The 16,397-nt window shown below is 71.5% G+C and carries 16 protein-coding genes; 9 read left to right on the forward strand and 7 right to left on the reverse strand.

Annotation, left to right across the window (positions count from 1 at the left end; genetic code table 11):
• Window positions 1-81: 81 nt before the first annotated feature.
• Genes ABZ851_RS32205 through ABZ851_RS32215 form a run of 3 tightly spaced genes read right to left on the reverse strand, consistent with a single transcriptional unit; the run spans window position 82 to window position 3,367 of the window.
• On the reverse strand, window positions 82-1,170 hold the full coding sequence (locus ABZ851_RS32205; RefSeq protein ID WP_361135150.1) for a low specificity L-threonine aldolase: 1,089 nt from the start codon (window positions 1,168-1,170) through the stop codon (window positions 82-84).
• On the reverse strand, window positions 1,149-1,910 hold the full coding sequence (locus tag ABZ851_RS32210; RefSeq protein ID WP_361135365.1) for an SDR family NAD(P)-dependent oxidoreductase: 762 nt from the start codon (window positions 1,908-1,910) through the stop codon (window positions 1,149-1,151). Before ABZ851_RS32210 ends, ABZ851_RS32205 begins: the two co-directional genes overlap by 22 nt.
• Window positions 1,911-1,969: 59 nt before the next feature.
• Window positions 1,970-3,367, reverse strand: a complete 1,398-nt coding sequence (locus tag ABZ851_RS32215; protein WP_361135153.1) for a DUF6421 family protein — start codon at window positions 3,365-3,367, stop codon at window positions 1,970-1,972.
• Window positions 3,368-3,916: 549 nt separating this feature from the next.
• Here ABZ851_RS32215 and ABZ851_RS32220 point away from each other — a divergent pair.
• The 4 genes from ABZ851_RS32220 to ABZ851_RS32235 all read left to right on the forward strand — a co-directional run bounded on the left by ABZ851_RS32220 (window position 3,917) and on the right by ABZ851_RS32235 (window position 7,496).
• Window positions 3,917-4,600 (forward strand): glycerophosphodiester phosphodiesterase family protein, encoded by a 684-nt coding sequence (locus ABZ851_RS32220; RefSeq protein WP_311623889.1) that lies wholly within the window; start codon window positions 3,917-3,919, stop codon window positions 4,598-4,600.
• A gap of 270 nt (window positions 4,601-4,870) precedes the next feature.
• Complete coding sequence (locus tag ABZ851_RS32225; protein ID WP_361135157.1) at window positions 4,871-5,752, forward strand: ABC transporter substrate-binding protein; 882 nt, start codon at window positions 4,871-4,873, stop codon at window positions 5,750-5,752.
• A 14-nt stretch (window positions 5,753-5,766) separates the two neighbouring features.
• Complete coding sequence (locus ABZ851_RS32230; protein ID WP_336051533.1) at window positions 5,767-6,651, forward strand: amino acid ABC transporter permease; 885 nt, start codon at window positions 5,767-5,769, stop codon at window positions 6,649-6,651.
• On the forward strand, window positions 6,648-7,496 hold the full coding sequence (locus tag ABZ851_RS32235; RefSeq protein WP_361135161.1) for an amino acid ABC transporter ATP-binding protein: 849 nt from the start codon (window positions 6,648-6,650) through the stop codon (window positions 7,494-7,496). The genes ABZ851_RS32230 and ABZ851_RS32235 overlap by 4 nt, the downstream gene beginning before the upstream one ends.
• 54 nt (window positions 7,497-7,550) lie before the next feature.
• On the opposite strand, the gene ABZ851_RS32240 is transcribed toward ABZ851_RS32235, so the two are convergent.
• Window positions 7,551-8,084: a GNAT family N-acetyltransferase gene (locus tag ABZ851_RS32240; protein WP_361135164.1), complete on the reverse strand. Its 534-nt coding sequence runs from the start codon at window positions 8,082-8,084 to the stop codon at window positions 7,551-7,553.
• 142 nt (window positions 8,085-8,226) lie between these two features.
• Here ABZ851_RS32240 and ABZ851_RS32245 point away from each other — a divergent pair, with 142 nt between their 5' ends.
• The 5 genes from ABZ851_RS32245 to ABZ851_RS32265 all read left to right on the forward strand — a co-directional run bounded on the left by ABZ851_RS32245 (window position 8,227) and on the right by ABZ851_RS32265 (window position 11,977).
• Window positions 8,227-8,613: a VOC family protein gene (locus ABZ851_RS32245; RefSeq protein WP_361135167.1), complete on the forward strand. Its 387-nt coding sequence runs from the start codon at window positions 8,227-8,229 to the stop codon at window positions 8,611-8,613.
• Window positions 8,614-8,727: 114 nt separating this feature from the next.
• Entirely contained in the window at window positions 8,728-9,330 is a 603-nt protein-coding gene (locus ABZ851_RS32250) for a DUF5134 domain-containing protein (RefSeq protein WP_361135170.1), read from the forward strand.
• A 225-nt stretch (window positions 9,331-9,555) separates the two neighbouring features.
• Window positions 9,556-10,491, forward strand: coding sequence for a M56 family metallopeptidase (locus ABZ851_RS32255; RefSeq protein WP_361135173.1), 936 nt, complete (start codon window positions 9,556-9,558; stop codon window positions 10,489-10,491).
• 47 nt (window positions 10,492-10,538) lie between these two features.
• A complete protein-coding gene (locus ABZ851_RS32260; RefSeq protein WP_361135176.1) occupies window positions 10,539-11,273 on the forward strand; it encodes a phosphatase PAP2 family protein in 735 nt (244 codons plus the stop codon).
• A gap of 5 nt (window positions 11,274-11,278) precedes the next feature.
• Entirely contained in the window at window positions 11,279-11,977 is a 699-nt protein-coding gene (locus ABZ851_RS32265; protein WP_361135178.1) for an HAD-IA family hydrolase, read from the forward strand.
• 142 nt (window positions 11,978-12,119) lie between these two features.
• Here ABZ851_RS32265 and ABZ851_RS32270 read toward each other — a convergent pair whose 3' ends face one another.
• From ABZ851_RS32270 to ABZ851_RS32280, 3 genes are all read right to left on the reverse strand, one after another.
• Window positions 12,120-14,339: an NADP-dependent isocitrate dehydrogenase gene (locus tag ABZ851_RS32270; protein ID WP_361135181.1), complete on the reverse strand. Its 2,220-nt coding sequence runs from the start codon at window positions 14,337-14,339 to the stop codon at window positions 12,120-12,122.
• Window positions 14,340-14,813: 474 nt separating this feature from the next.
• A complete protein-coding gene (locus ABZ851_RS32275) occupies window positions 14,814-15,326 on the reverse strand; it encodes a hypothetical protein (RefSeq protein WP_361135184.1) in 513 nt (170 codons plus the stop codon).
• Window positions 15,327-15,498: 172 nt separating this feature from the next.
• Window positions 15,499-16,335 (reverse strand): DUF3761 domain-containing protein, encoded by an 837-nt coding sequence (locus ABZ851_RS32280; RefSeq protein WP_361135187.1) that lies wholly within the window; start codon window positions 16,333-16,335, stop codon window positions 15,499-15,501.
• Window positions 16,336-16,397: the final 62 nt, after the last annotated feature.

Raw genomic sequence — 16,397 nt, forward strand, 5'->3', positions numbered from 1 at the left:
GGGAACGTAGCGATGCGCCCGGCCGAGAGTCAATGACTTTTCGACCGGGCGCATAGCTATGCGAAGTAAAACGACCCGGAGCTAGCGGCCCATCTCCTCGCGGAGTGCGGCGAGGAAGCCGTCGACGTCCTCCTCGGCGGTGTCGAACGCGCACATCCAGCGCACCACACCAGCCGCTTCGTTCCAGAAGTAGAAGCGGTAGCGCTTCTGCAGCCGCTCGCTCACATCGTGCGGCAGCCGGGCGAATACGCCGTTGGACTGCACGGGGTAAAGGATCTCCACCCCGTCGATCCCCCGCACCCCGGCCGCCAGCCGCTGCGCCATGGTGTTGGCGTGCCGCGCGTTGCGCAGCCACAGGTCCTTGGCGAGCAGCGCCTCCAACTGGACGGAGACGAAGCGCATCTTGGAGGCCAGCTGCATGGACAGCTTGCGCAGGTGCTTCATGGCGCGCACCCGGTCGGGGTTGAGCACGACCACGGCCTCACCGAAGACGGCGCCGTTCTTCGTGCCGCCGAAGGAGAGGATGTCGACGCCGACGGCGTTGGTGAACGCCCGCATCGGGACATCCAGCGTCGCCGCGGCATTGGCGATCCGCGAGCCGTCGAGGTGCACCACCATGTTGCGCTCATGCGCGTGTTCACAGATCGCCCGGATCTCGTCGGGCGTGTAGACCGTGCCGAGCTCCGTGCTCTGGGTGATCGAGACGACCTGCGGCATGGCGCGGTGCTCGTCGTCCCAGCCGTACGCCTCGCGGTCGATCAGCTCGGGGGTGAGCTTGCCGTCCTCGGTGGGCACGGTCAGCAGCTTGAGCCCGCCGATCCGCTCGGGTGCGCCGCACTCGTCGACATGGATGTGCGCGGACTCGGCGGCGATCACCGCACCCCAGCGGTCGGTCACGGCCTGCAGGGCGACGACATTGGCGCCGGTGCCGTTGAACACCGGGAACGCCTCGGCGCGCTGCCCGAAGTGGCTGCGGAAGACGCGCTGCAGGTGCTCGGTGTACTCGTCCTCGCCGTAGGCGACCTGATGGCCGCCGTTGGCAAGGGCGAGCGCGGCCAGCACCTCGGGGTGCGCGCCGGCGTAGTTGTCGCTGGCGAAGCCACGTATCTCGGGGTCGTGATGCCGCCGGGCGTCGGTCTTCGCTCCGGTCACCGCTCGGGGGTCAGCCACAGACGCTGTCCATTCACTTCCTGGGCGGGCCGGCTCCAGACGCCGGCGATGGCCTCGGCCAGCTCCGTGACATCCGTGAAGCCCGCGAACTTGGCGTTCGGTCGCTCGGCGCGCATCTGGTCGTTGACGAGCGCCTTCACGATCAGGATCGCAGCCGCGGCGCGCGGTCCCGTCTCGCCCCCCGACTTGCGGAAGCCGTCCGCCATGGCGAGCGTCCAGGCCTCGGCGGCGGCCTTGGAGGCGGCGTAGGCGGCGTTGCCCCCGGTGGGCTTGCTGGCGCCGGCCGCGCTGGTGAGGAGGAAGCGGCCGTTGCCGCTGCGTTCGAGGGCCTCGTGGAAGGCGAGCGAGGTGTGCTGGACGGTACGGATCAGCAGCTTGTGCAGCATGTCCCAGTCCGCGAGGTCGGTCTCCGCGAAGGTGGCGGAGCCGCGCCAGCCGCCGACGAGGTGCACCAGGCCGTCGATCCGGCCGAATTCCTTCTCCGTACGAGCCGCCCATTCGCGGGTCTGGTCGAGGTCGAGGAGGTCCACGGTGTCTCCGATCACCGTGGCGCCGCCGTGGGCGTAGCGGGCCGCGTCCACGGCCTCCGCCAGCCGCTCGGGGTTCGAGTCCGAGCCGACCACCACCGCACCCGCTTCGGCCAGTCGCAGCAGGGTCGCCCGGCCGGCCGGTCCGGCCGCTCCCGCCACCGCGATGACCGCACCCTCCAGCGGCCCCTGGCCGCCCGTCGAAGTAACCATCTCCGTCGCCTCCTCGTCCTGCTCCTGGACGGCCTTCGGCCGGGTGTTCCGGTCGTTCGTCATGCCGCCGCCAATTCATCGCTGTGGGCCGTGATGCCCTTGGTGGATGCGATCACAGCGCGCAGCTTCTTGGCGAGCGCCTCGTAGAACATGCTCAGCGGGAACTCGTCGGGGAGCACGTCGTCCACGAGTTTGCGCGGCGGCTGGTCGAGGTCGAGGGCATCGGGGCCCTTGGCCCAGACCGAGCCCGGGTGCGGGGCGAGGTAGGTCGAGACGAGGTCGTACGCGGCGAACCAGTGGACCAGCTTGGGCCGGTCGATGCCGTCGCGGTAGAGCTTTTCGATCTCGCCGCACAGCTGGTTGGTGACCTTGGGCGCCCGCTCCCAGTCGATGTGCAGTGTGTTGTCCGTCCAGCGTACGACGTCGTGCTTGTGCAGGTACGCGAAGAGCAGCTGGCCGCCGAGGCCGTCGTAGTTGCGGACCCGGTCGCCGGTGACGGGGAACCGGAACATCCGGTCGAAGATCACGGCGAACTGCACATCGCGGGCCTGGGGGTACCCCTCGGCCTCCAGCTTCACGGCCTCCTTGAAGGCGGTGAGGTCGCAGCGCAGCTCCTCCAGGCCGTACATCCAGAACGGCTGGCGCTGCTTGATCATGAAGGGGTCGAACGGCAGGTCACCGTGGCTGTGGGTGCGGTCGTGCACCATGTCCCACAGGACGAAGGCCTCCTGGCAGCGCTCCTGGTCGGCCAGCATTTCGCGGATGTCCGCGGGGAGTTCGACGCCCAGCGTCTCGATGGCGGCCTCGCTGACCCGGCGGAAGCGGGCGGCCTCGCGGTCGCAGAAGATCCCGCCCCAGCTGAACCGCTCGGGGGCCTCGCGCACGGCGATGGTCTCCGGGAAGAGCACCGCGGAGTTGGTGTCGTAGCCGGCCGTGAAGTCCTCGAAGGTGATGCCGCAGAAGAGGGCGTTGTCGTAGCGGGTGCGCTCCAGCTCGGCCAGCCAGTCCGGCCAGACCATGCGCAGGACGACGGCCTCGAAGTTGCGGTCCGGATTGCCGTTCTGGGTGTACATGGGGAACAGCACGAGGTGCTGGAGGCCGTCGGCGCGCTGCCGGGCGGGCTGGAAGGCGAGGAGGGAGTCCAGGAAGTCCGGCACTCCGAAGCCGCCGTCGGCCCAGCGGCGCAGGTCGGCGGTGAGGGCCTGGTGGTAGGCGGCGTTGTGCGGCAGCAGCGGGGCGAGCTCCCCGACGGCCGCGGCCATCTTGTCGACCTCCGCGCGGACGGCCTCGGCGGTGGGCGCGCCCTCCGCCTCCAGGTCTATGGAGCCGTCCTTGGACTGCCAGGGACGGATGGTCTCGACCGCGTCCTTGAGCACGGGCCACGCCGGGTGCGCGACCACGCTCTCCGCGGTCGTGGTGGCCTCCCGGACACCCACAGGCGAAAGAATTTCCGTCATGACTGCCCTCCGGCGATAGATCGTGTTGTCAGAACACGGTAACCAGCCGAGGATGACCCGCTCAAGGGGAGTCGTTGAAAATTATTCTGTCGACACCCCGCACTCGCGCACCTTTTTCCTGTCGGCGAGGGCTTGGGCGCCACTTCCTCCCAGTAGTGCCAAGGGTTTCGGCGGTTCCTCCGGCCGTGCGACGCGCGGAAACCCCTCGGCCGTGTGGCATATGCCATACCGCCCGGGGCCGCTGCTGTACGGCCGGGACCTGCCGTACGCCGGGGGCGCCACCTGCGCCCCGGGGGCTGCCCGCGGACCGGCCCGGTCCGCGGCACGCCGTCAGCGCGGCAAGGACTCGCCCACGCGAGGGTGAGGCGGTCTGAAGCCGGATATGGCGGGTACCCGTACTGGACACACCGCGGTCCGGTCCGGCAGCCCGTTTTCCGCCGGTCGGTCCCGTTAGGCTGTGCGCCATTTCGTAGCGCCGTTGCCGACACCCGACGGTCGGCACGGGTACGGAGCCGACACCAGCACCGAGCCGACAGAAGCGAGGCAGCCTTGTCCTTTCTCACCATCGGACACCGCGGGATGATGGGCGTGGAGCCGGAGAACACCCTGCGGTCCTTCGTGCGCGCCGAGCACGAAGGCCTCGATGTCATCGAACTCGATCTGCATCTGAGCAAGGACGGCGCGCTCGTGGTGATGCACGACGCGGACGTGGACCGGACCACCGACGGCGCCGGCCCGATCGCCGAGCGCACCCTCGCCGAACTCCGCGAGCTCGATGCCGGCCGGGGCGAGCGGATCCCCGTCTTCGAGGAGGTCGTCGAGGCGGTCAAGGCGCCGTTGCAGGCCGAGATCAAGGACGTGGCGGCCGCGCAGGCGCTGGCCGAGGTGATGCGGTCGCGCGATCTGGTCGGCCGGGTCGATGTGATCTCCTTCCACGACGAGGCGCTGGCCGCGATCCGGACCCTGCTGCCCGGCGTGCGGACCGCGCTGGTCGGCAGCCGGTACGGCGCGGACGTGGTCGACCGCGCACAGGCCGTCGGCGCGACGATGCTCTCGCTGAACATCCGCCGGCTCACCCTGGAACTGGTCGAGCGGGCGCATGCCGCGCATCTGAAGGTCGTGGGCTGGACGGTCAATACGCATGATCAGCTGCGTCTCGCGCGCGGGCTCGGCCTGGACGGTGTGGTGACCGACCAGCCGGAGATCCGGCGGGCGGTCCGCTTCACGGCGTGAGGCGGCGCGGGTTCACGGCGTGAGGCGGCGCGGGGCGTCGTGAGCCGGGTGGGGCGTCGTGAGCCGGGTGGGGCGTCGTGAGCCGGGTGGGGCGTACCGACTCGTCGGGCTCCGCGAGCTCGTCCGGCGCGTCGGGCTCGTCCGGCTCTTCGGGCCCCACCCCGGCAACCGGGAAATGTGCAGTTCACAGCGCCGCAATGCACTTCCACCATGCGGACGTTTTCCCCGGTGATCTCGACAGATGGCCTTGCGCCCTGCCACTCTCCCGCCATGCGCCTCGCCAACCGCCCTCTCCGCCTTGCCGCTTGCGCCACCGTCGCGCTGCTCGCCGCGGCCGTCGGCTGTGCCCCGCAGGACGAGTCCCCCGGTGGCCCACGGGCCGCCGGCCAGGGCAAACAGAGCTGTGACCGCGGCAAACTGGCCACCGTGGCGAACGGCAAGCTCACGGTCGGCACCGACAAGCCCGCCTACGCCCCCTGGTTCCAGGACGACGAACCGGCCGGCGGCAAGGGCTTCGAATCCGCCGTCGCCTATGCCGTCGCCCGCCAACTGGGCTACGGCAAGGGCGCGGTGAGCTGGCAGACCGTGCCGTTCGCCAACGCCTTCGCGCCCGGCCAGAAGAAGTTCGACTTCGACATCAACCAGGTCTCCATCAGCGCCGCACGCAAACGGGCCGTCGCCTTCTCCTCGGGGTACTACGACGTGCGCCAGGCGGTCATCGCGCTCAAGGGCTCCCGGGCCGCGCATGCCAAGAGCATCGCCGCCCTCCGTCATCTCAAGCTCGGCGCGCAGGTCGGCAGCACCAGCCTGGACGTCGTCAATGACACCGTCCGGCCGGATCAGCCGCCCGCCGTCTTCCAGAAGAACGACCTGGCCAAGTCCGCGCTGAAGAACGGTCAGGTGGACGCGATCCTCACCGATCTGCCGACGGCCTTCTACATCACCTCGGCGGAGGTGAAGGACGCCGAGGTGGTCGGGCAGTTCGCGGCAACCGGCGCCGGCAAGGAGCAGTTCGGCCTGGTCCTGGACAAGGAGAGCCGGATCACCGGCTGTGTGACGGCCGCGGTCGACGCGCTGCGCAAGAACGGCACCCTCGCCGCGCTGGAGAAGAAATGGCTGACCGACGCCGTATCCGTCCCGGTGCTCAAGTGACGTACGGAGAAGGCGTGTCGAAACTCCTGACGGCGCGGGACGGGGCCGACGACGGTTACGTGCCCTCGCAGCGGCGGATCGAGCGGGAGCGCTTCCGGCGGGCCAGGACCCGGCGCGCCACCGCCGTCGCCGCGCTGAGCACCCTGGTCACCGCCGCCGTCCTCTACCTCGTCATCACCCGCTCCCCCGGCTGGCCGCGGACCCGGGAGACGTTCTTCAGCCCCGAGTACGCCGCCAAGGCGCTGCCGAAGGTGCTGGAGGGGCTGCTGCTGAATCTGCGGCTGCTGGTGGTGTGCGGGGCAGCGGTGCTGGTGCTCGGGCTGCTGCTGGCGGTGGCCCGGACGCTGCGCGGACCGGTGTTCTTCCCCCTGCGCGCCCTGGCCGCCGCGTACACCGACTTCTTCCGCGGCCTGCCGCTGATCATCTGTCTGCTGATGGTGGTCTTCGGGGTGCCGGCGCTGCGGCTGCAGGGCGTGACCACCGATCCCGTGCTGCTCGGCGGCTCCGCGCTGGTGCTGACGTACTCGGCCTATGTCGCCGAGGTCTTCCGGGCGGGCATCGAATCGGTGCACCCCTCCCAGCGGGCCGCGGCCCGGTCGCTGGGCCTGTCCAGCGGCCAGGCGCTGCGCTTCGTGGTGCTGCCGCAGGCCGTACGGCGGGTGGTGCCGCCGCTGTTGAACGATCTGGTCTCGCTGCAGAAGGACACCGGTCTGGTGTCCATCGCGGGTGCGGTGGATGCCGTCTACGCGGCACAGATCATCGCCGGCAAGGACTTCAACTTCACGCCGTATGTCGTGGCGGGGCTGGTTTTCGTGGCGCTGACGATCCCCATGACGCGGTGCACGGACTGGGTCACGGCCCGCATGGACCGCAGGCGCGCCCAGGGAGGACTCGTATGAGCACGACGGACGACGCCCCGCGGCCGACCGACAAGACGGCCGACAAGACGGCCGGTGAGAGGACCGGTGAGACGGCCGGGAAGGCGGTGCCCGGCGGCGGTCCGGTGCTGCGGCTGGAGTCCGTGCGCAAGACGTACGGACGCGGCACGGTCGTACTGCGGGATGTGGATCTGGCGGTCCCACCGCACACCGTGACGACGCTGATCGGCGCCTCGGGGTCGGGCAAGTCCACGCTGCTGCGCTGCGCGAACCTGCTGGAGGAGATCGACGACGGTGCGATCTTCCTGGACGGCGCGGAGATCACCGATCCGCGGGCGGACGTGGACGCGGTGCGCCGCCGGATCGGCGTGGTCTTCCAGGCCTACAACCTCTTCCCGCACATGACCGTGCTGGACAACATCACGCTGGCGCCCCGCCGGGTGCACGGCGTACCGCGCACCGAGGCGGAGGCGCGGGCCCGCGAACTGCTGGACCGGCTCGGGCTCGGCGGACGCGCCGGGGAGTACCCGGACCGGCTCAGCGGCGGTCAGCAGCAGCGGGTCGCGATCGTCCGGGCGCTGGCCGGGCGGCCCCGGCTGCTGCTGCTCGACGAGATCACCGCGGCGCTCGACCCCGAGCTGGTCGGGGAAGTGCTCGGCGTGGTCCGCGATCTCAAGGAGGAGGGCATGACCATGGTCATCGCCACCCATGAGATGGGCTTCGCGCGGGAGGTCGCCGACCAGGTGTGCTTCCTGGACGGCGGGGTGGTGGTGGAACGCGGGACACCGGAGCAGGTCTTCGGGGACCCGCAGCAGGACCGCACCCGGCAGTTCCTGCGGCGGATCATCCAGGCGGGACGGCTGTGAGCGGCGCCGGCCGGCCCGCCCGGCGCCGTCCGGGGCCTCCCGGCCGGACCGCTCTCAGCCGAGCGGCTTGACCAGCAGCTCGAACTCCAGGTCGGCGCGCTGCGGAATGCCGAAACGCTCATCGCCGTACGGGAACGGGGTGAGCAGTCCGGTGCGCCGGTAGCCGCGGCGCTCGTACCAGGCGATCAGCTCGTCGCGCTGCCGGATGACGGTCATCCGCATCTCGCCGGTGCCCCAGAGGTCCCGGGCGGTCCGTTCGGCCTCCGCGAGAATCACCTTGCCGAGGCCGCCGCCCTGGAGTTCCGGGCGCACCGCGAACATCCCGAAGTACACATGGTCCCCGCGGTGTTCGAGCTGGCAGCAGGCGATCAGCGCGTCGTCCCGCTCGGCGATGAGCAGCCGGCCGCTCTCGCCCCGCACCACGGCAGCGACGCCCTCCGGGTCGGTGCGCTGCCCCTCCAGCAGGTCCGCCTCCGTCGTCCAGCCGGCCCGGCTCGCGTCCCCTCGGTACGCCGACTCGATGAGGTCGACGAGCCCGGGGATATCGGCGTCGTGGGCGGTACGGAAGGTCAGCTCGCTGGTGGGCATGGCGTACGCAGTCCTCTCGGGGCCGGACGAAGGGCTGAGCGGAGGCTAACAAGCGGCATGGGCGTCATGTCAGGGCCATTCGTCACGACGTTGCGGCCGCAGCGGCCCGGTGGCGCGGCTCCGGCGGCGTAGGGTCCCTGCCATGGTGCACGTATTGAGCAGCAGGGTGCTGTTGCGGCCGTCCGACCCCGAGCGGTCGCGGGCGTTCTACGGCACGGCGCTGGGGCTGGAGATCTACCGGGAGTTCGGTACGGGACCCGAGCGCGGCACGGTCTACTTCCTCGGCGGTGGCTTCCTGGAAGTCTCCGGCCGCGCCACGGCTCCGGCCACCGGCACCCTCCAGCTGTGGCTCCAGGTGGCGGACGCGGCAGCGGCGCACCAGGAGCTCCTGGCGCACGGGGCGGAGGTGCTGCGGCCGCCCGTGAAGGAGCCGTGGGGGCTCGTCGAGATGTGGATCGCCGACCCGGACGGCCACCGGATCGTGCTGACGGAGGTTCCGGCGGACCATCCGCTGCGCTACCGGCCCTGAGCCCGGGAGGCCGCGCGCTCCCCCTCGGTGCGTCCGTGCGCTCCCGTGTGCCGGGGCCCGGCCGGGCATTCTGCACCCGATCCGCACGACAGGCGGCACTCGGGGAGGTGGGCCGTGCACGCACCGCCGTTGGTCGGCTGGCTGCTGGTGCTGCTGTGTGCCGCGGCCGCTGCGTACTGCCTCGTCCGGGCGGCGCGTACCGGGCCGGACGCTTACCGGGGGGATGCCCGCGGCGAGGGCCTGATGGCTCTGGGCATGGCGGCGATGGCGCTGCCCGCGTCGGCGGTGCCACCGCCCCGGTGGTCGCCCTGGATGTTCACCGCGGTCTTCGCGGTGGCCGGGGTGTGGGCGCTGGTACGGCGGCATCCGCATCATGCGGTGGGCACGTTGGCCATGGTGTACATGGCACTCGCGATGGCCGTGCCGCCGGACCGGATGAACGCGGCGGGGCCGGTTGGCCAGGCGGGCTCGATGGGCTCCATGGGGTCGATGGGCTCGACGGGGCGGGTGGAGTCGATGGGTGCGATGGGTGCGATGGCGCATGCCGGGCCGGGTGGAGTGCCGCTGCTGACAGGCCTGTTGCTCGTCTACTACACGGTGTACGTGATCGCTGCCGGGGTCCGGCTGGTGCCGGCGGACGCCGGGCCGCCCGGGGTGCTGCGGGCCTGCCGGGTGGCGATGGGCATCGGAATGCTGGCGATGCTGCTGGCGCTGTGAGGGCGGGGCAGTGGCAGCGCTTCCGTATACGACTGCTGTGTACGACTGCTGTGTACGACTGCCGCGTACCGCTGCCCCGTACGGCTGTCGCGGGTACGGTCCGCGCGGCACCGGGTGCGCGAGGGGGCGCGGGGCGCGTGGTTCACACCTGTGACGCGGGTGGCATGGGTCACATCCCAGGCCTGGCTGTACCTACGAGTAGCCGCACACTCATAGGCTGACGCCATGATGGTCCCTCTCGCGCTGATGATTCTCGGCGTGCTGGCCGCGGCAACGGCGCCGCGCCTGATGGCCCGCTCCGACTGGCCCGACCGTGAACCGGTGCTCGCCCTGTGGGTGTGGCAGTGCGTGGTGGCCGGGGTCCTGCTGTGCTGTGTGCTCGCGATGTCGCTGAGCGCGGCCGCCGCCTGGGAAGCCGTCCGCGGCCCGGTGTTCGGCTTCGCCCCCCGGGTGGTCGTCGAGGCGTATGCGCTCCAGGCGCACGGGCCCTGGGCCGGGGTCCTGGCCCTGCTCCTGGCGGGCGGCGGCGCCTGGACGGCCGTCACCCTGACCCGCGAGGTCCGCGCGGCGCGCGCCCGTCGCCGGCAGCGCCGGACCGGACTCCTGCGCCGCGCACCGCTGCTGCCCGGCGAGGAACCCCGCCAGGAGCGTCTGGTCGTCCTGGAGGGTGACCGCCCGGAGGCCTGGTGGCTGCAGCACTCCTCGCCCCAACTGGTCATCACCACCTCGGCCTTGCGACGGCTGAAAGGGCGTCAGCTCGACGCGCTGATCGCCCATGAGCAGGGCCATGCGCGGGCCCGGCACGATCTCCTCCTGTACAGCGCCTCCGCGCTCGCCGTCGGCTTTCCGCAGATCCCGGTCTTCGCCGCGTTCCGCGATCAGGTGCACCGGCTGGTCGAACTGGCCGCCGACGATGTGGCCTCGCGCCGCTTCGGACGGCTGACGATCGCCCTGGCCCTGGTCGAACTCAACGAGGATCGCGGTGTGTTCGGCCCCTGTCCGACGCAACTCGCGCAGGTGCCCCAGCGGGTGGACCGGCTGCTGTCCCCCGCGCCCCGCTTCTCCCCCGGCCGCCGGCTCCGGATGACGGCGGTGGCGACGCTGCTGCCGGCCGTGCCGCTGCTGGTCACCTTCGTCCCCGGCCTGCGGGCGCTGACGTAGGGCGCGGTTCCTCGCCCGGGGCGCGGGTCATGGGCGAGGATCGCCCCATGCCGTCGACGCCGCTCCCCGCCGCCCGTACGTCCGCCGTGGACGACGACAGTCCCCGGGCCTTGGCCCCGCTCCTCCCCCGCCTCTCCTGTGCCGTGCTGTGCACGCTCCTCTTCGGCCTGCTGCTCGTCCTCGTCGTGGCGCACTGGGGCCCGTTGATGTCCCTGGACACGGCCCTCGCCGGCACCCTGCACCGGACGGCCGTGACCGCGCCCGGTTGGACCCGGGTCATCCGGGTGTTCAGCGACTGGGTCTGGGACCCGTGGACGATGCGCGCGGTGCTCGCGGTGGCGGTCTGGCTGCTCGTACGGCGCGGCGAACGCCGGCTCGCCCTCTGGGTGGCGGCCACCGCGCTTGCCGGTACGGGGCTGCAGCAGGTGACGAAGGCGCTGGTCGGCAGGGACCGCCCCGCCTGGCCGGACCCGGTGGCCTCCGCGCACTACGCGGCGTTCCCCTCCGGGCATGCGCTGTCCGCGCTGGTCGCGGGCGCCCTCGTGCTGTGGCTGCTGCGGCTGACGGGGGCGCGATGGCTGTGGCGCCGGCTGGCGCGGGCGGTGGTCGCGGTCTCGGTCGCCGGTGTCGCCTTCACCCGGCTGTATCTGGGCGTGCACTGGCTGTCGGACGTCGTCGGGGGCTGGCTGCTGGGCGGGGCCCTGGTGGCCGGATCCGCGGCACTGTACGGCGTCCACACGTCCCGGACAACGGAGCCCGGCACCGCCCCGCGGGCAGAATGACGGTCATGACGACAACCAAGGGTGTGCTCTTCGACTTCTCCGGGACCCTGCTGCGTATCGAGTCCACCGAGTCATGGCTGCGGGCGGCGCTCACCGCTTGCGGCACGGCCATGGACGAGGACGGGATCGCCCGCTCGGCGGCCGCACTGGAACGGGCCGGCGCGCTCCCCGGCGGCTCCTCGCCCGTCGAGGTCCCCGCCGAACTGGCCGGTCTGTGGGAGATCCGCGACTGCGAGGCCCGCCACCACCGGGCGTTGTACACCGGCCTGGCCCGTCAAGTTCCGCTCCCCGAACCGGAGTTGTACGACGCGCTCTACGACCGCTCCAGGGCCGCGGAGGCCTGGCAGCCGTACCCCGACGCCGTCGAGGTGCTGGCGGAGCTGCACCGGCGCGGTATCCGTATCGGCGTAGTGAGCAACATCGGCTGGGATCTGCGGCCGGTGCTGCGCGCTCACGGCCTGGACCGCCATGTCGACGTCTGTGTGCTGTCCTACGAGCACGGCTTCCAGAAGCCGGACCCCCGGCTCTTCGCCCTCGGCTGCCGGGAGCTGGGGCTCGACCCGACCGCCGTTTTGATGGTCGGGGACGACCGCACGGCCGACGGCGCCGCCACGGCGCTGGGCTGTTCGTTCCTGCCGGTGGAGCATCTGCCGGTGGACCGGCGCCCGGACGGGCTGCGGCCCGTGCTGGACCTCGTGGGCTGAGGCCCGCGCCGGAGCCGGTCGCGCACGCCCTCCGGATCCTGGTGCGGGGCTCCACCACGGCCTCGCCGCCGTCCGCGGAAAAGGAACCGCCCCGGCCGGCAGGGCGCCGGCCGGGGCGGAAGGGCCTTCCGCGGTTACCGCATCAGCTGAGGGTCGCGAGGGCCTGGTTGAAGGTCGCCGACGGGCGCATGACCGCCGAGGCCTTCGCCACGGACGGCTGGAAGTAGCCGCCGATGTCGGCCGGCGAACCCTGCACCGCGACCAGCTCGTCGACGATGGTCTGCTCCTGCTCGGTCAGCGTCTTGGCGAGTGCCGCGAACGCCTCCGCGAGCTGCGGGTCGTCGGTCTGCTTCGCCAGCTCCTGCGCCCAGTAGAGCGCCAGGTAGAAGTGGCTGCCGCGGTTGTCGATGCCACCCAGCTTGCGGCTGGGCGACTTGTTCTCGCTGAGGAAGGTGCCGGTGGCCCGGTCGAGGGTGTCGGCGAGCACCTGGGCGCGCGCGTTGCCCGTGGTCTGCGCCAGGTGCTCGAAGCTGACCGCGAGCGCCAGGAACTCGCCCAGGCTGTCCCAGCGCAGGTAGTTCTCCTTGACCAGCTGCTGGACGTGCTTGGGCGCGGAGCCGCCGGCACCGGTCTCGAACAGCCCGCCGCCGTTCATGAGCGGGACGACCGAGAGCATCTTCGCGCTGGTGCCCAGCTCGAGGATCGGGAAGAGGTCGGTCAGGTAGTCACGCAGCACATTGCCGGTGACCGAGATCGTGTCCTCGCCGCGGCGGATGCGGTCGAGGGAGAACGTGATCGCGTCGACCGGCGACATGATCTCGATCCGCAGGCCCTCGGTGTCGTGCTCGGGGAGGTAGGCCTTGACCTTGGCGATCAGCTGGGCGTCGTGCGCACGGCTCTCGTCCAGCCAGAACACCGCCGGGTCGCCGGTGGCGCGGGCGCGGGTGACGGCGAGCTTGACCCAGTCACGGATCGGCGCGTCCTTGGTCTGGCACATCCGGAAGATGTCGCCGGCGCCGACGACCTGCTCCAGGACCGCGTTGCCGTTCTCGTCGAGGACCCGGACGGTACCGGTGACCGGGATCTCGAAGGTCTTGTCGTGGCTGCCGTACTCCTCGGCCTTCTGCGCCATCAGGCCGACGTTCGGCACCGAGCCCATCGTCGACGGGTCGTAGGCGCCGTTCGCCCGGCAGTCGTCGATGACGGCCTGGTAGATGCCGGCGTAGCTGCTGTCGGGGAGGACCGCGAGGGTGTCGGCCTCCGCGCCGTCCGGGCCCCACATGTGGCCGGAGGTGCGGATCATGGCCGGCATGGAGGCGTCGACGATGACATCGCTCGGCACGTGCAGGTTGGAGATGCCGCGGTCGGAGTCGACCATGGCGAGCTGCGGGCCCTCGGCGAGCTCGGCGTCGAAGGACGCCTTGATCTCCGCGCCGTCGGCCAGCGACTCCAGGCCCTTGTAGATGCCGCCGAGGCCGTCGTTCGGGGTCAGGCCGGCGGCCGCGAGCGACTCGCCGTACTGGGCGAACGTCTTCGGGAAGAAGGCGCGGACCACGTGGCCGAAGATGATCGGGTCGGAGACCTTCATCATCGTGGCCTTCAGGTGCACCGAGAACAGCACGCCCTCGGCCTTGGCGCGGGCGACCTGCGCCGTGAGGAACTCGCGCAGCGCGGCCACCCGCATCACGGAGGCGTCGACGACCTCGCCCGCGAGGACCGGTACCGACTCACGCAGGACGGTGGTGGAGCCGTCGTCGCCCGACAGCTCGATGCGCAGCGAGCCGTCGCGGTCGATGACCGCGGACTTCTCGGTGGAGCGGAAGTCGTCGACGCCCATGGTGGCGACGTTCGTCTTCGAATCGCCCGTCCAGGCGCCCATGCGGTGCGGGTTGGCCTTGGCGTAGTTCTTGACCGATGCGGGCGCCCGGCGGTCCGAGTTGCCCTCGCGCAGGACGGGGTTGACGGCGCTGCCCTTGATCTTGTCGTAGCGGGCGCGGATGTCCCGCTCCTCGTCGGTCTTCGGGTCGTCCGGGTAGTCGGGCAGCGCGTAGCCCTGCTCCTGCAGCTCGGCGACCGCGGCCTTGAGCTGCGGGATCGAGGCCGAGATGTTCGGCAGCTTGATGATGTTCGCGCCGGGAGTCTTGGCCAGCCGGCCGAGCTCGGCGAGGGCGTCCTCGATGCGCTGGCCCTCCTCCAGGCGCTCGGGGAAGCTCGCGATGATGCGCCCGGCCAGGGAGATGTCACGGGTCTCCACGCTGACGCCGGCCGTCGACGCGTATGCCTGGATCACAGGCAAGAACGAATACGTCGCCAGGGCCGGGGCCTCGTCAGTGTGGGTGTAGAAGATGGTCGAGTCAGTCACCGGGTGCTCCACTCCACGTCTGCAACATTGCTCGACATCAAGATATCTCGTGACCGGCCCCCTCTCGACAGGACCCCGCCCCGGACAGGAGCGGAGGAAGGGGGTCCGATCGGAGCCGGAGGGGGAAATCACTGCCGGGTGGGGTGGAGTGGGCACTGTGTTCCGGGGGCGGCCCGGCGTGTTACCGGGAGCGGCCCCGGTCGTTCGGGGGCCGGGCCGGCCTGCTTCCGGGGCCGGCCCGGTCCCTTCCCGGCGCTCCGGGGAGGTGGCGGGCCGGGCCGTTCGGCTCCGTGCCGGTGCATTGTCGACCGGTATCGGCCGGTCTCACGGCGAGATCTCGCCCCCGGCCGCGCACGGGCCGTATCCGCTGGGTGACAGGAGGCGAGCGGCTAACGGTTTCGCGGGCGCGGCGGTGTTTCCGGCCGGGCAGGGGGCGGCGTATGCGGGAGCCGCGCCCCGGGCAGCGGCGGCCGGTCACCGGACCGGTGTCCACTCCCTGCAGCCATGGGTCTCGAACGTCTCCCCCTTGTGGACGGTGACGCGGGCCGGGCCCCGGGAGGCGCCCCGGGCGATGACGCTGTCGGGCTGCCCGCCGCCAACGCCCCTGGACCGGGCCCAGGAACACCACGGGGCATCGGACGGGAGCGGGCCGGCGGTGCGGTAGGCGCCGGCGGCGATGCCCTTCCCCACGAGGTAGCGGCCCTGGCCGAGCGTGCTCGTGAGGGTGGGGGCGGGCTTCGTCCTGGCCTTCTTGGTGCCGTTGCCGCCGTTTCCGACCACGACGGCGAGCCCGAGGACGAGGAGCGCACAGGCCAGGCCCACGGCGATCCGGAGTGCGGAGTGCGGGCTCTTCGGCGGCCGCGGGGACGATGACGGCGCGGACGACCGCGACGCGGACGGCTGCGGCGCGGACGGCTGCGGCGCGTATGGGAGGGCGTACAGGAGGGGCTGCTGACCGAACGGCGCGGGCTGCTGCGAGTGCGACATGCACAATCCCCCATTCCTCTGCGATGGTGTCGTGAAGACCGCCCATTGCCGTCGAAGGTTGTACGGCCGGGTGTCCGCGCGCGCCGCACACCTCTCACCCGCCATCGGCCCAGGTCCGGGCCGCCCCCCGCCCGGACCGCCCGCGGTCCTGCGCCCCTGGCCCCGGCCGCCGTCAGGCCGGGAGGCTCCTCAGCCAGACGGCGACCCCGTGGTGGTGACTGCAGGTACCTCGCCGGTGCGCGCTGTAGCTGTACGTCCCGTCGTTGCACTGCGCGGAGGCGCCTGCCGGAGCCTGCTCCTGCCCTCCGCCGCCACTCGTGGAGCTGCCGCCACTCCCGGAACCCGTCCCTCCGGAGGAGCCGGCACCGCCGGCGGAGCCACCCCCGTCCGTGCCGGAACCGCCGGAGGACGTGGAACCGCCGGAAGTGGACCCACTGGACGCCGAACCGCCGGAGGATGCCGAACCGTCAGTCGTGGCGGAGCCATCGGCGGTGGCGGTTTCCTCGGCGGCGGTCGGTTCCTTGGTGGGTTCGGAGGAACCGGTGCCGCTCGTGGACCCCGTGGCGTCGGGATCGTCGCAGCTCTCATCGGCCTTGACGACGGCGAACGTCAGCGTGTCGGTGTCGTGCATGACCGACCCGGCAGCCGGCTCCTGATCGCAGACCTGCCAGTTGCGGTCCCACACCTGCAGACGCTTGCGCGTGGACAGATCCCGGCTCTTGAGCAGGGAGATGCCCTTACGCTGCGCCGCGTCCTGCGCTTCCTGCAGATTACGGCCGGTGTAGTCCGGCACCGTGAGGGCGTCACCCTCGCCGTCGGATGCGTCGGACCGGCTGCCGGACGCGTCGGAGACGGACGTGGCGGCGGACGACTTCGTCCCGCCGTCGCCGTCGCCGTCCATCAGATTGACGCAACCGCCGACGAGCAGCACGAAGACCGCGATGACCGCACAGCCGAGCCGGGCGTTCTTCTTGTCCTCCGGCGACATCGGCCCCTGGTTTCCCGTCATATAGCCCCCCGCCTTGCGACTGCACACTCTCCTGTGTGCATGGCCCTGCCCACGGTCGCGAG

The sequence above is a fragment of the Streptomyces sp. NPDC047049 genome (assembly GCF_040643995.1).
Lineage (GTDB): Bacteria > Actinomycetota > Actinomycetes > Streptomycetales > Streptomycetaceae > Streptomyces > Streptomyces mooreae.